Below are 13399 nucleotides of genomic sequence, written 5' to 3'. Positions count from 1 at the left end.
CTTAGCCCAATGCGAGCCCCGCACCGACGACGACGCCGAGCCACCCCGTCGCACGCGCGAAACGGGAATCGCGACGCTGCGCATAGGCTCCGAGCGCAAGCCCGACGATGTGCAGCGCCGCGGTCTGGATCAGAAAGCCGCTCGCGTAGAGCAGCGGATGCGCCAGCTGCTGCAGTTCGATCCCATGCGCCGCTCCATGAAACAGCGCGAACAGGCCCACCAGCGGAATCGCGATCGGCAACGCCGCCCGCCAGGCCAAGGCGACGGCCAGCCCCAGCGCGAGCAATGAGACGACGATGCCGCCCTCCATCGTCGGCAGGCTCGCGGCGTGCAGCGTCAAGGCGCCGACCGCCATGAGCGCGACGAAGCTCGCCGGCAGCCACACTCGCGCACGTCCGCCGATCTGCGCGGCCCAGACGCCGACGATCAGCATGGCGAGCAGGTGATCGAGCCCCAGCAGCGGATGCACGAGCCCCTGGAAGAAGCTCAGCGACGCGGGCTCGTGTCCCGGATGCGCCTGCGCGAGCGGGCCGACGAGGCACAACAGCGCGAACAGCGAACAGCGGTGGACGGCTTTCACTCGAACAGTTTTCACTCGAAGTCTCTCCGGTCGGCGGCTCATGCGGTTTTAGAACGTCTCGGGCAGTTCGCGCGGCACCAGCCCGCCGGCCTGCGCGATGAAGCGCGCAATCTCGTGCACGCCCTTGTTGGCCTTCAGGTTGGTGAAGATGAAAGGCCGCTCGCCGCGCATTTTGCGGGCATCGCGATCCATCACCTCGAGCGAGGCACCGACCAGCGGAGCCAGATCGATCTTGTTGATCACCAGCAGGTCCGAGCGCGTGATGCCCGGGCCGCCCTTGCGCGGAATCTTGTCGCCGGCCGAAACGTCGATCACGTAGAGGGTGATGTCCGCGAGTTCCGGCGAGAACGTGGCGGCCAGGTTGTCGCCGCCGCTCTCGACGAAGATGAGTTCCATCGCCGGGAACTTGCGGTGCATCTCGGCCACCGCCGCGAGATTGATGCTCGCGTCCTCGCGGATCGCGGTATGCGGGCAGCCACCGGTTTCCACGCCCATGATGCGCTCGGGCACGAGCGCGCCGGCGCGCGTGAGAAACTCAGCGTCTTCCTTGGTGTAGATGTCGTTGGTGATCGCGGCCACGTCGTAGACCTGGCGCATGAGTTTGCAGAGGCGTTCGGTGAGCGCGGTCTTGCCGGAGCCGACCGGGCCGCCGATGCCGACGCGCAAGGGGCCGTGCGAAGGAAGGGATATCGACTTCGTCGTCGACAGCGGAGCGGCCAGCGGACTGTTCATGAGCGGAAGAGCCTCGTGTATTGGGTTTCGTGACGCAGAGAGCAGAATTCGAGTTTCGGGGCCGACGTGCCGAGCTCGTCGAGATCGGCTTCGAGCGCGCGTGCGGCGGTGCCGGCGACGCAGCCGGCCAGGGTGGCCAGCGTGATCTGGCCATCGGTCTGGCCGAGTGGAACCAGGCGCACGCCGGCCGATACCAGGTTCGCGACGGTGGCATGCAGGAAGGCACCGAGCGCGGGTTCGAGCGCGATGCCATGCGCGGCGCAGGCCAGCGCCATCGTCACCGCCTGTACGACGGGCGCATCGCCCTGGCGCTCGGCAAAGGCATCGAGCAGCGCATGCGGCCAAGCGCGCCGGGTGACGAGCAGAAACGCAGCGCCCTGCTGGCGCGCTTCGAGCGCGGTTTCGCTACTCGCACGAAACGCGCTCGCGAGCTCGCAGATTTCGTCGAGCTTGCCTGCATCCTGTGCGCAGCGGTAAGCCTGAGCGAACAGCACCGCATCGATCCAGCCGCCACCGCGCGAAATGACCGTGCTCACGAAATCGACGAGCGTCGCGACATTGCGCACGCTGCCTTCCTCGACGGCCCATTCGAGGCCATGGCTGTAGCTGAAGGCGCCGATCGGATAGCTCGGCGAACTCCAGACCAGCAGGCGATAGAGGTCGGCCTCAGTGGCCATGCGAGGCGCCCGTGAACACGAACGGATGCTCGTGCTGCTGTGCATGCGAATGCGCGTTCGCGTAGGCGCCGGACTCCGGCGTGAACGGAGCCTGCAGATGCCGCACTTGCGCGCCGAGACCGATCAGCATGTCGGTGATCACATGGTCCTCGCGGATCAGGATGCGATCGGCTTCGAGCTGTGCGGGCAGATGTCGATTGCCGATGTGCCAGGCGAGCCTGACGAGCTCCTGCGCGCTGCCGGCCCTGACTTCGGTCAGCGATTCGGGCGCCGCGATGACTTCGACGATACGGCCGTCGTCGAGGGCGAGGCCGTCCCCATGATGGAGCACGGTGGCGCGCGCGAGGTCGAGCAGGAAGTCGGTGCCGGCGCTGGCGACGTAGCGGAAGCGGCGACGGTGGCGGGCGTCGTAGTCGAGGGCGATCTGGTCGCTGGCGGTGGTGTTGGGCCAGGTTCCGGCGGGGAGGATTTCTTGGGCTCGGTTCATTTTTAGTTCCTGGCGCAGTTGAGCACTGAGCGCTTTTGACCTCGCCGTCTTATATCTCGCTGAGGCAAAAGCAAGTGGCAAAGCCGAGATTGCTGTCGATTGTCCCCTCTCCCGCTTGCGGGAGAGGGTGGCGCGTAGCGCCGGGAGAGGGAGAGCTCGAAGAGGGAGCTCACCTTGCGGACAAACCCTCTCTCCCCGCCATTGGCGGGACTCTCTCCCGCAAGCGGGAGAGAGGACAAGCCTGCGACTTTCAACTGCTGCGCGGACTTCGGGGCCTGCGCTCGATGCCCGACCGACGGCATCAATGTCCTCGGGCTGGCGCACGCTCCGATACTCACGAACGCAAACATCAAAACAAGAAATACCGCTGCGCCATCGGCAAGACTTCCGCCGGCTCGCAGGTCAGCAACTCGCCGTCGGCACGCACCTCGTACGTCTCCGCATCGACCTCGATCACCGGCATCGCATCGTTCAGCACCATCGAGCGCTTGCCGATGCCGCCGCGCGTATTGCGCACGGCAACGACCGGTCGCGACAGGCCCAGGCGCCGGGCGCCGTCGGATGCGGCGAACGCCCCGCTCACGAACAACAGTGAAGATTCGATCCCCGCGCGCCCGAGCGTGCCGAACATCGGCCGGTAGTGCACCGGCTGCGGCGTCGGGATGCTCGCGTTCGGATCGCCCATCGGCGCGGCCGCGATCATGCCGCTCTTGAGCACCAGGTCCGGCTTCACGCCGAAGAACGCCGGTGACCACAAAACAAGGTCGGCGAGCTTGCCGACTTCGACGGAGCCGACGTGATCGCTGATGCCGTGCGCGATCGCCGGGTTGATCGTGTACTTGGCGATGTAGCGACGCGCGCGAAAGTTGTCGGCGCCATCGCGGTCGGGCGCCAGCAGGCCGCGCTGGACCTTCATCTTGTGCGCGGTCTGCCAGCAGCGCAGCACGGTTTCGCCGATGCGGCCCATCGCCTGGCTGTCGCTGCTCATCATCGAGAACGCGCCGAGATCGTGCAGGATGTCTTCGGCCGCGATGGTCTCCTTGCGGATACGCGATTCGGCGAACGCCACGTCCTCGGCGATGCGCGGATCGAGGTGATGGCAGACCATGAGCATGTCGAGATGCTCGTCGAGCGTGTTGCGCGTGTAGGGCCGCGTCGGGTTGGTGCTCGACGGCAGCACGTTCGGCAAACCGGCGACGCGAATGATGTCGGGCGCATGGCCGCCGCCCGCGCCTTCGGTGTGGAACGCGTGAATCGTGCGGCCCTTGAACGCCGCGATGGTGGATTCGACGAAGCCGCTTTCGTTGAGCGTGTCGGTGTGCAGCGTGACCTGTACGTCGAGTTCGTCGGCCACGCTCATGCAGCAGTCGATCGCGGCCGGCGTGGTGCCCCAATCCTCGTGCAGCTTGAGGCCGCAGGCGCCGGCCATCACCATTTCCTCGAGCGCGGCCGGCTGGCTCGCGTTGCCCTTGCCGAACAGGCCGATGTTCATCGGCAGCGATTCGCAAGCCTGCAGCATGCGCGACAAGTGCCAGGGCCCCGGCGTGCAGGTGGTGGCGAGCGTGCCGTGCGCGGGGCCGGTGCCGCCGCCGAGCATTGTCGTGATGCCGGCGTACAAGGCCTCGTCGACCTGCTGCGGGCAGATGAAGTGAATGTGCGTGTCGATCGCGCCCGCGGTGAGGATCTTGCCTTCGCCGGCGATCACCTCGGTGCCCGGGCCGACGATGATGGTCACGCCCGGCTGCGTGTCCGGGTTGCCGGCCTTGCCGATCGCGACGATGCGCCCGTCCTTCAATCCGACGTCGGCCTTGACGATGCCCCAGTGATCGAGAATCACCGCGTTGGTGACGACGGTGTCGACCGCGCCCTGCGCACGCGTGATCTGCGACTGGCCCATGCCGTCGCGAATCACCTTGCCGCCGCCGAACTTCACTTCCTCGCCGTACAGGGGCTGGCCGTCCGCGAGACCGGCGGTGTGATCGTGCTCGATGCGGATGAACAACTCGGTATCGGCCAGGCGGATGCGATCGCCGATGGTCGGTCCATACATGCCGGCATAGGCGCGGCGCGTGATCGTGTTGGCCATGTCAGTTCTTCACATCGAGCGGACCCATCACGTCGCCGCGAAAGCCGATGACGATGCGCGATCCCGAGTAGGCGACGAGTTGCACCTCGCGCGATTGTCCGGGCTCGAAGCGGATCGCGGTGCCGGACGGAATGTCGAGCCGATAACCGCGAGCCGCGATGCGATCGAACTGCAGGCCCGGATTCACTTCGGCGAAGTGATAGTGGCTGCCGACCTGCACGGGCCGATCTCCGGTATTGGCGACGGTCAGCGTGATGCAGGCACGCCCGGCATTGAGCGTGATATCACCGGCTTCGGTCAGGATTTCACCAGGTGTCATGAGAGTGATTCCACGATGGGGTGCGATCAGCGGATCGGCTGATGCACGGTGACGAGTTTGGTGCCGTCCGGGAAGGTCGCTTCGACCTGGATCTCGTGGATCATCTCGGCGACGCCTTCCATGACCTGCGCGCGCGTGAGCACCTGTCCGCCGGCCTGCATGAGGTCGGCGACACTGCGGCCGTCGCGCGCGCCCTCGACGACCACGTCGGTGATCAGCGCGATGGCTTCGGGGTAATTGAGCACGACGCCGCGCTCGAGGCGGCGACGCGCAACCTGGGCCGCCATCGCCACGAGCAGCTTGTCCTTTTCACGCGGGGTCAGATTCATCGGTGCCGTGTTCTCGTTCGGACATCATTTCGTCAGCAGGTCCAGACGCGCGGTAGCGCATCGGGCAATCCCAGGGCCAGGCTGCGCAGTATCGCCGCGATGCGCTTGAGCGCCTCGCGCAAGCGCGCCGCATCGGCCGACAGCATCCGCACGATCAGCAGGCCATCGAAGCTCGTCGCCGCTGCGATCTGCGCATCTTCTTCACTCAGGCGCTCGCGCAGCGCGGGCAGCAGCGCGGCCGCATCGTCTCCGGCATAGAGCAGTGTCGCGCAGGCCGACGCATCGCCGACTGCGAAGGCGGTTTCGCGATGCGCGCGCATGGGCCCTTCGAGATGCAGCGCATCGGCCCAGACCAGCCGGCCGTTGCGCCGCACCCTCCAGGCCTCGTGCAGGCGTCCGCTCTCGTAGCGCTCCCCCATCGCGCTACGGCCGAAGACCACGCTTTCGGTCGCGAGCAGCCGCGCATCGGTCGACAGCTCCACGTCGATCCGGCGGCGCAGTCGCGAGCGATCGAACAGGATGGTCTCCTGCGCGAGCCACTCGAGCGTGGCGCCCGGCTCCACGCGAAGATTCACCGCGACCTGCGCATCGGGCTCCCCCGCAAGCGCCCGATAGAGCTTTTCGGCGGCCTGCGTGCTGACCGTGAGGCGGCTGCCTTGACGAGCGACGATGTCGATGTCGAGCCGATCGCCGCTGGTCAGGCCGCCGCTGGTCGTCAGCAGCACGGCCTGCGGTGGTTCGTCGGCCTCGACATCGGGGAACAGCACGCGACAGGGCGCCCGCTGATACAGATCGGCCAGCCGCGTGCGCCCCTGCGCGTCGCGCGCGTAGGCGATGCGCAGGGCGCCATGCACGCGCTGGTGCGCGGGCGGGGCCAAGCTGATGGGCGTCAGCAGCATGCAGCGTCCTGAGTCATCGGCCTCCCGGCCTGGTCTGTCTTGTCGATCGTCCGCCAGAGTCGTGCCAGCTCCGGCAGGGCGAACGCATCTTGGCACCGGTGGCATACGCAAGCCCTACGTCAAACGCCCCATACCCAAGCCTTCGCTTGCTTCCCTAGCCTGAAAAAGAGCTCACGGCGCCCAGGCAACAGGGGAGGCGCCGAAGCCCAAACCGGCGCCCGCTCAGGACGGTGCCGGCTCTCCACACGAAGAAATCCGGGGGTCGCATGAAGGGGCACAACAGGCAGCACGGGGGCATTTCATCCAGCTTCAAACGCATGGCGTCGGGCGCGGCCGTGTCGGCTTGCGTGCTCGCGGCCGGCCAGGCCGGCGCAGCCGAGATCACGCTGCCGCCGACATCGGTCACCGCAGCGCTGCGCTCGAGTTTCGTGAGCACCAACTACGACGGTCCGGCCGACGACGTCAACGACTTCGTCCTCGACAGCGTGCGCCTGCAGATCGGCGGCAAGGTGACCGACACCATCGGCTTCTCGTTCAACACCGACTACAACAGCGTGACGAGCGAAGTGGTGGTGATCGACGCGATCGGCCAGTTCACGTTCTCCGACCAGTTCAACATCTGGGCCGGCCGCTTCCTGCCGCCGTCGGATCGCGCGAACCTGCACGGACCGTACTACGGAAACGCCTGGGGCTTCGCGATCGACGGCATCCAGGACGGCTATCCGTTCTTCGCCGCGGGCCGCGACAACGGCATCGCGTACTGGGGCGACTTCGATCGCGTGAAGGTTTCCGCGGGCGTGTTCGACGTGCCCTCGACCTCGGCCGCCAACGGTGGCGACGGCAAGGAAGTGGTCTACGCGGCGCGCGTGCACGTGTCGCTGTGGGACATCGAGAAGGGCTACTACCTCAACGGCACCTACTACGGCGACAAGGACATCCTGTCGTTCGGCGCGGCCACCCACAGCATCGACGGCGATACCTCGTTCACGATCGACGGCTTGATGGAGAAGAAGCTGCCGAGCGGCGGCGTGGTCAGCATCGAAGGCGAATGGGCGAGCTACGAAGGCAAGTCCGGTGGCTACATGCCCGGCGGCGTCGGCGGCTTCGACAACAGTGACGGCGGCTTCGGCCTGCTGGCCTACCTGTTCCCGCAAAAAGTGGGTATCGGCCAGATCCAGCTGCTCGGCAAGTACGCGACCAACACCTACGAGTTTCCGGCGAGCCCCGACGTCGATCGCGACCAGATCGAGTTCGACGTGAACTACGTGATCAAGGCCTTCAACGCGCGCCTCTCGCTGTTCTACATCGACAACAGCTTCAGCGGCGCCCCGATCGCGGATTACTCGCAGGTCGGCGTCGGCATGCAGCTGCAGATCTGATCCTCGGGCACTCACCCACCTATCACTCCAACAGGTGAAACATGAAATTCGCAAAGCAGTTTGAAGGCATGAAGAAGGCCGGCATCGCCGCGACAGGGCTGGCGATGTTCGCGCTGTCGGCGATGGCGCAGGCCGCCGATACGATCAAGGTCGGCGTGCTGCATTCGCTGTCCGGCACGATGGCGATCTCGGAGACCACGCTGAAGGACACCGTCCTGATGATGATCGACGAGCAGAACAAGAAGGGCGGCCTGCTCGGCAAGAAGCTGGAGCCGGTGGTGGTCGATCCGGCCTCGAACTGGCCGCTGTTCGCCGAGAAGGCGCGCGAGCTGCTCGCCAAGGACAAGGTCGACGTGGTGTTCGGCTGCTGGACTTCGGTGTCGCGCAAGTCCGTGCTGCCGGTGTTCGAAGAACTCAACGGCCTGCTGTTCTATCCGGTGCAGTACGAAGGCGAAGAGTCGAGCAAGAACGTGTTCTACACGGGCGCCGCGCCGAACCAGCAGGCGATTCCCGCCGTCGACTACCTGATGAACGAAGTCAAGGTGAAGCGCTGGGTTCTGGCCGGCACCGACTACGTGTATCCGCGCACGACCAACAAGATCCTCGAAGCCTACCTGAAGGCCAAGGGCGTGAAGTCGGAAGACATCATGATCAACTACACGCCGTTCGGTCATTCCGACTGGCAGTCGATCGTCGCCGACATCAAGAAGTTCGGCAGCGCGGGCAAGAAGACGGCGGTGGTTTCGACCATCAACGGCGATGCCAACGTTCCGTTCTACAAGGAACTCGGCAACCAGAAGATCTCGGCCGAAGACATTCCGGTGGTCGCGTTCTCGGTCGGTGAAGAAGAACTCGCGGGTCTCGACACCAAGCCGCTCGTCGGCCATCTCGCGGCCTGGAACTACTTCATGAGCATCGACACGCCCGAGAACAAGAAGGAGATCGCGGCCTGGCACAAGTTCATCAAGAACGACAAGCGCACCTTCAATGATCCGATGGAAGCGACGGTGATCGGCTTCAACCTCTGGGCCAAGGCGGTCGAGAAGGCCAAGACCACCGACGTCGCCAAGGTCTCCGACGCGATCATCGGCCTGAAGACGCCGAACCTCACCGGCGGCACCGCCGAGATGCTGCCGAACCACCACCTGACCAAGCCCGTCTTCATCGGCGAAATCCGCGACGACGGCCAGCTCGACGTGGTCTGGAAGACCAAGGCCGAAGTGCCTGGCGACGCCTGGTCCGACTATCTCGAAGGCAGCAAGGACATCGAAGCCGACTGGGTCAAGCTCAAGTGCGGCAACTACAACACCAAAACCAAGAAGTGCTCGGGCCAGAACTTCTGATCCGCGTGTCGAACTGGATTCAGTAGCGAAACATTTCCCTGAGGTCTTTTGCCCCGGGCGCAAGCCCGGGGCTCTCTTGATCCCGAGGCAGGAAGCTCTGATCAAGCGTTGTGAGCGAACGCGAGATGCGGAGCGCAGCAACTTGATCAGAGTTTCCTTCAGCCAACGAGAACGACGTGGATATGCGATCCGTCTTCTGCGCCTGTCGAGCCAGCTTGCTGTCCGCGCTGATTCTCGTCGGCCCCATTGCCCATGCGCAGGATGAACCTGCGCCCCAGCCCGCTGCAGAGCCCGCCGTCGAAGCGGCGGCCGCAGCACCACACGATTACGCGGGCTATGTGCATGCCTTGCCCGAGGCGAGCTACTCCGAGAAGCAGGAGCTGCTAAGGCAGATCGTCGAAACGCGCGACGACAGGGCCGGCGGCCTGTTGAAAGCCTTGCTCGACGGTCGCCTCTATACCCACGGAGAAAGCGCCGATGTCGTCATCGCCGATGGCGAAGGCGACACGCTGGCGCTGAGCGATGCGATCAGCGGCGAAGCCGCCGGAACCGCGAGCAGCGACGCACTCAAGAAGATCGGCACCAACAACGCACTGCGCAAGACACTGCGCGGGCTCGTCGCGCAGTTGCAGCTCGCCAGCGAAGACGATGCCGTTCGCCTCGCCGCGGTGCGCGAGATGATGCGCAGCCTCGACGACAGCACCGTCGAAGTCCTGCGCGCGCATCGGGTCAGCGAGACCGATGCGTCCGTGCAGGAGGCGATCGACGTCGGTCTCGCGCTCGCCGACCTGCAAAGCGGCGATCCCGAAGTTCGCCTCGCCGCGGCCGAGCATCTCGACGGCCAGCTCGCGAGCGAGGTCTACAATGCCTTGCTGCCGCTGACCGAGAAGAACGAAGACGGCAGCTACGCCGAACCCGATGCGCGCGTGCGCGCTGCCGCGCAGTCCGCGGTGCGCAGCATCGAAGGCAAGCGAAAGTTCTATGGCGCGGTCGAGACCCTGTTCTTCGGACTGTCACTGGGCTCGGTGCTCGTGCTCGCCGCGATCGGCCTCGCGATCACCTTCGGCGTCATGGGCATCATCAACATGGCGCATGGCGAGCTGATCATGCTCGGCGCGTATACGGCCTACGTGATGCAGCAGCTGATGCCGCAGCACATCGCCGCCGCGACCCTGCTGTCGATTCCGATGGCCTTCGTCGTCTCGGGGCTCGCGGGTGTCGCCATCGAACGCGGCATCGTGCGCTTCCTGTACGGCAGGCCGCTCGAAACCCTGCTCGCCACCTTCGGCCTCTCACTGATCCTGCAGCAGCTCGTGCGCAGCGTGTTCTCGCCGCTCAACCGCAGCGTTTCGACGCCGGAGTTCATGAGCGGATCGCTGGTGGTCAACGATGCGCTGTCGCTGACCTACAACCGGCTCTACATCGTCGTCTTCATGTTCGTGGTCTTCATTGCGCTGCAGACCTTGCTCAGGCGCACCTCGCTGGGGCTCAAGGTGCGTGCGGTCTCGCAGAACCGCGGCATGGCGCGCGCGATGGGCGTCAAGAGCGAGTGGGTCGATGCGGCCACCTTCGGCCTCGGCTCGGGCATCGCCGGCGTGGCCGGTGTTGCGCTGTCGCAGCTCACCAACGTCGGGCCGAATCTCGGGCAGGCCTACATCATCGATTCGTTCATGGTGGTGGTGTTCGGCGGCGTCGGCAATCTGTGGGGCACGCTGATCAGCGGCATGTCGCTCGGCGTCATCAACAAGTTGCTCGAGCCTTATGCCGGGGCGGTGATGGCGAAGATTCTGGTGCTGGTGTTCCTGATCATGTTCATCCAGAAGCGGCCGCGCGGATTGTTTCCGCAGAAAGGCCGGATGGCGGAGGGCTGATCGTGAATCCCAAACCTCGCGGCTCGTTCATCGGCCAGCTGCTGCGCAGCGACCTGGGCAGCCGCATCTTCCTCGCGCTGTTGTTGCTCACGGCGGTCCTGGTTCCGGCGCTCAACCTGCTGGCGCCAGAAGGCTCCGCCCTGCATGTGCCGATCTACACGGTGACGCTGCTCGGCAAGTACATGAGCTATGCGCTGCTCGCGATCGCGGTCGATCTGATCTGGGGTTATTGCGGCATCCTGAGCCTCGGCCACACGGCGTTCTTCGCGCTCGGCGGCTATGCGATGGGCATGTACCTGATGCGTCAGATCGGCCCGCGCGGCGTCTATGGCGACCCGGTATTGCCGGATTTCATGGTGTTCCTGAACTGGAAGCAGCTGCCGTGGTTCTGGCAGGGCATGGACCTGTTCTGGTTCGCGATGCTCATGGTCGTCGTCGCGCCCGCGCTGCTGGCCTACGTGTTCGGATGGTTCGCGTTCCGCTCGCGCGTGACCGGCGTGTATCTGTCGATCATCACGCAGGCGCTGACATATGCCTTGCTGCTCGCCTTCTTCCGCAACGAGATGGGCTTTGGCGGCAACAACGGGCTGACCGATTTCAAGGATCTGCTCGGCTTCGACCTGCAGGCGCGCGGAACCCGCATCACGCTGTTCCTGACCACCGCGCTGTTCCTCGGCCTGGGCTATGCGGCCTGTCGCTTCATCATCGGATCGAAGCTCGGCCGCGTGGTCGAGGCGGTGCGCGATGCCGAAAGCCGCACGCGCTTCATCGGCTACCGGGTCGAGAACGTGAAGCTCTGGCTGTGGACGTTCTCGGCGATCCTCGCGGGTATCGCAGGCGCGCTCTACGTGCCGCAGGTCGGCATCATCAACCCGGGCGAGTTCGCGCCGATCAATTCGATCGAGGTGGTGGTCTGGGTCGCGGTCGGCGGGCGCGGCACGCTTTACGGCGCCGCGCTCGGCGCGCTGGTCGTCAACTACGCCAAGACCTGGTTCACCGCCGCGTTGCCGGAGATCTGGCTCTACGCGCTCGGCGCGCTGTTCGTCGGCGTGACGCTGTTTCTGCCGCAGGGCATCGTCGGCCTCGTCGCCAAGCTCGCGGCCAAGAGGAAAGCCTCATGAATGTCGGTCGCCTGCTCGGCCAGGGCCAGGGCCAGCGCTCGCGCGCGCCCAAGCTCGATCTTTCGCACAACATCATCCTGTATCTCGAAGACATCAGCGTGAGCTTCGATGGCTTCAAGGCGCTCAACAACCTCAACCTCTACATCGAAGCCGGCGAGCTGCGCTGCATCATCGGCCCGAACGGGGCCGGCAAGACCACCATGATGGATGTCATCACCGGCAAGACGCGGCCCGACGTGGGCAGCGCCTGGTTCGGACAGACCGTCGACCTGCTCACCTTGAGCGAACCCGAGATCGCCGCCGCCGGCATCGGGCGCAAGTTCCAGAAACCCACGGTGTTTCCGAATCACTCGGTGTTCGAGAACCTGGAACTCGCGATGGCCGGCGACAAGTCGGTCTGGAAAACACTGATCGCCAAACTGTCGGGCGAGCAGCTCGGACGCATCGACGAGGTGCTCAAGATCATCGGCCTCACCGAACGCGTCGAAGCGCTGGCCGGTGGCTTGTCGCATGGACAGAAGCAGTGGCTGGAGATCGGCATGCTGCTCATGCAAGACCCGGAGCTGCTGCTCGTCGATGAACCCGTCGCCGGCATGACGCCGCAGGAGACCGAGAAAACCGCCGAGCTGCTGACCTCGCTTGCTGGAAAACACTCGGTGGTTGTCGTCGAGCACGACATGGCGTTCGTGCGCTCGATCGCGCGCACCGTGACGGTGTTGCATCAGGGTTCGGTGCTCGCCGAAGGCAGCATGGATCAGGTGCAGAACGATCCGAAAGTGATCGAAGTTTATTTGGGTGATTGAGCGATGCTGACGATCAAGGGCCTCAACCAGTTCTACGGCGGCAGCCACACGCTGTGGGATATCGACATGCGCATCGAAACCGGATCGCGCACCTGTCTCATGGGCCGCAACGGCATGGGAAAGACCACGCTGCTGCGCTGCGTGATGGGCCTGGTGCCGGCGGCGACGGGTGAAATCAGCTTCGATGGCGGAACCGACCTGCGCAAGCTCTCGGCCGACCAGCGTGCGAGCCTCGGCATCGGCTTCGTTCCGCAAGGGCGCGAGATCTTCAGCCAGCTGTCGGTGGAAGAAAACCTGCGCATGGGGCTCATCGCCAAGCGCGAGCGACCCGCCGATGCGCTCGATCGCGTCTACGCGACGTTTCCGATCCTCAAGCAATTCCTGCGTCGCCGCGGTGGCGATCTGTCGGGCGGGCAACAACAGCAGCTCGCGATCGGCCGCGCCCTGCTGCTGCAACCCAAACTGCTGATCCTCGACGAACCCTGCGAAGGCATACAGCCGAACATCGTCCACGAGATCGGCGACCTGATCCTGCGGCTCAACGAAGAAACCGGGCTGACCGTGCTGATCGTGGAGCAGAAGCTGCCGTTCGCGCGCCGCGTGGCGAGCGACTTCCGCATTCTCGACAAGGGCCGGCACGTGGCGCAGGGGCCGATTGGCGATCTGAGCGACGAGATGGTGAGGCATCACCTGACCGTCTGAGGCCGCGCTCCTTCGGCGGTGCGTGCCGACGGTGCCGGGGCTCGGAGGTTCGGCAAGAGTCGTGGCCCGAC

The 13399-nt window shown here is 65.3% G+C and carries 14 protein-coding genes; 6 read left to right on the top strand and 8 right to left on the bottom strand.

What is annotated here, in order from left to right; genetic code table 11:
* Position 1: 1 nt before the first annotated feature.
* From WQQ_RS05075 to WQQ_RS05040, 8 genes are all read right to left on the bottom strand, one after another.
* Positions 2-595, bottom strand: coding sequence for a HupE/UreJ family protein (locus tag WQQ_RS05075; RefSeq protein WP_007184001.1), 594 nt, complete (start codon positions 593-595; stop codon positions 2-4).
* A 33-nt stretch (positions 596-628) separates the two neighbouring features.
* Positions 629-1312: an urease accessory protein UreG gene (gene ureG / locus WQQ_RS05070; RefSeq protein ID WP_007184000.1), complete on the bottom strand. Its 684-nt coding sequence runs from the start codon at positions 1310-1312 to the stop codon at positions 629-631.
* Positions 1309-1989, bottom strand: coding sequence for an urease accessory protein UreF (locus WQQ_RS05065; RefSeq protein ID WP_007183999.1), 681 nt, complete (start codon positions 1987-1989; stop codon positions 1309-1311). The genes ureG and WQQ_RS05065 overlap by 4 nt, the downstream gene beginning before the upstream one ends.
* Complete coding sequence (gene ureE, locus WQQ_RS05060) at positions 1979-2476, bottom strand: urease accessory protein UreE (protein ID WP_007183998.1); 498 nt, start codon at positions 2474-2476, stop codon at positions 1979-1981. Before ureE ends, WQQ_RS05065 begins: the two co-directional genes overlap by 11 nt.
* Before the next feature lie 349 nt (positions 2477-2825).
* A complete protein-coding gene (gene ureC, locus WQQ_RS05055) occupies positions 2826-4562 on the bottom strand; it encodes an urease subunit alpha (RefSeq protein ID WP_007183996.1) in 1737 nt (578 codons plus the stop codon).
* A 1-nt stretch (position 4563) separates the two neighbouring features.
* A complete protein-coding gene (locus WQQ_RS05050) occupies positions 4564-4881 on the bottom strand; it encodes an urease subunit beta (RefSeq protein WP_007183995.1) in 318 nt (105 codons plus the stop codon).
* Positions 4882-4907: 26 nt separating this feature from the next.
* Positions 4908-5210, bottom strand: coding sequence for an urease subunit gamma (locus WQQ_RS05045; protein WP_007183994.1), 303 nt, complete (start codon positions 5208-5210; stop codon positions 4908-4910).
* Between the two features lie 32 nt (positions 5211-5242).
* Positions 5243-6109 (bottom strand): urease accessory protein UreD, encoded by an 867-nt coding sequence (locus tag WQQ_RS05040; RefSeq protein ID WP_007183993.1) that lies wholly within the window; start codon positions 6107-6109, stop codon positions 5243-5245.
* 317 nt (positions 6110-6426) lie between these two features.
* Between WQQ_RS05040 and WQQ_RS05035 the strand changes: the two genes are divergently transcribed.
* From WQQ_RS05035 to urtE, 6 genes are all read left to right on the top strand, one after another.
* Entirely contained in the window at positions 6427-7488 is a 1062-nt protein-coding gene (locus WQQ_RS05035) for a porin (protein WP_007183992.1), read from the top strand.
* A 68-nt stretch (positions 7489-7556) separates the two neighbouring features.
* Positions 7557-8831 carry an urea ABC transporter substrate-binding protein gene (gene urtA, locus WQQ_RS05030; protein ID WP_040453583.1) on the top strand — a complete coding sequence of 425 codons (1275 nt, stop codon included), beginning with the start codon at positions 7557-7559 and terminating at the stop codon, positions 8829-8831.
* A gap of 182 nt (positions 8832-9013) precedes the next feature.
* Complete coding sequence (gene urtB / locus WQQ_RS05025) at positions 9014-10702, top strand: urea ABC transporter permease subunit UrtB (protein WP_083844430.1); 1689 nt, start codon at positions 9014-9016, stop codon at positions 10700-10702.
* Between the two features lie 2 nt (positions 10703-10704).
* Positions 10705-11823, top strand: coding sequence for an urea ABC transporter permease subunit UrtC (gene urtC, locus WQQ_RS05020; RefSeq protein ID WP_007183989.1), 1119 nt, complete (start codon positions 10705-10707; stop codon positions 11821-11823).
* Positions 11820-12626 (top strand): urea ABC transporter ATP-binding protein UrtD, encoded by an 807-nt coding sequence (gene urtD, locus WQQ_RS05015; RefSeq protein WP_007183988.1) that lies wholly within the window; start codon positions 11820-11822, stop codon positions 12624-12626. The genes urtC and urtD overlap by 4 nt, the downstream gene beginning before the upstream one ends.
* A gap of 3 nt (positions 12627-12629) precedes the next feature.
* The gene (urtE, locus tag WQQ_RS05010) at positions 12630-13328 is read left to right on the top strand and encodes an urea ABC transporter ATP-binding subunit UrtE (RefSeq protein WP_007183987.1); all 699 of its coding nucleotides are present in this window, start codon (positions 12630-12632) and stop codon (positions 13326-13328) included.
* The last annotated feature ends 71 nt before the right edge of the window (positions 13329-13399 follow it).

Source organism: Hydrocarboniphaga effusa AP103, from assembly GCF_000271305.1.
In the GTDB taxonomy this organism is placed as follows: Bacteria; Pseudomonadota; Gammaproteobacteria; order Nevskiales; family Nevskiaceae; genus Hydrocarboniphaga; species Hydrocarboniphaga effusa.
The sequence above is the reverse complement of the archived record's forward strand: the minus strand, read 5'-3'. Positions and strand labels throughout refer to the sequence as shown.

What these genes read in the sequence shown, in the direction of transcription:
- ureG (WP_007184000.1), bottom strand. Translation starts at nt 1,312, where the DNA reads ATGAACAGTCCGCTGGCCGCTCCGCTGTCGACGACGAAGTCGATATCC.
- WQQ_RS05065 (WP_007183999.1), bottom strand. Translation starts at nt 1,989, where the DNA reads ATGGCCACTGAGGCCGACCTCTATCGCCTGCTGGTCTGGAGTTCGCCG.
- ureE (WP_007183998.1), bottom strand. Translation starts at nt 2,476, where the DNA reads ATGAACCGAGCCCAAGAAATCCTCCCCGCCGGAACCTGGCCCAACACC.
- ureC (WP_007183996.1), bottom strand. Translation starts at nt 4,562, where the DNA reads ATGGCCAACACGATCACGCGCCGCGCCTATGCCGGCATGTATGGACCG.
- WQQ_RS05050 (WP_007183995.1), bottom strand. Translation starts at nt 4,881, where the DNA reads ATGACACCTGGTGAAATCCTGACCGAAGCCGGTGATATCACGCTCAAT.
- WQQ_RS05045 (WP_007183994.1), bottom strand. Translation starts at nt 5,210, where the DNA reads ATGAATCTGACCCCGCGTGAAAAGGACAAGCTGCTCGTGGCGATGGCG.
- WQQ_RS05040 (WP_007183993.1), bottom strand. Translation starts at nt 6,109, where the DNA reads ATGCTGCTGACGCCCATCAGCTTGGCCCCGCCCGCGCACCAGCGCGTG.
- WQQ_RS05035 (WP_007183992.1), top strand. Translation starts at nt 6,427, where the DNA reads ATGGCGTCGGGCGCGGCCGTGTCGGCTTGCGTGCTCGCGGCCGGCCAG.
- urtA (WP_040453583.1), top strand. Translation starts at nt 7,557, where the DNA reads ATGAAGAAGGCCGGCATCGCCGCGACAGGGCTGGCGATGTTCGCGCTG.
- urtB (WP_083844430.1), top strand. Translation starts at nt 9,014, where the DNA reads ATGCGATCCGTCTTCTGCGCCTGTCGAGCCAGCTTGCTGTCCGCGCTG.
- urtD (WP_007183988.1), top strand. Translation starts at nt 11,820, where the DNA reads ATGAATGTCGGTCGCCTGCTCGGCCAGGGCCAGGGCCAGCGCTCGCGC.
- urtE (WP_007183987.1), top strand. Translation starts at nt 12,630, where the DNA reads ATGCTGACGATCAAGGGCCTCAACCAGTTCTACGGCGGCAGCCACACG.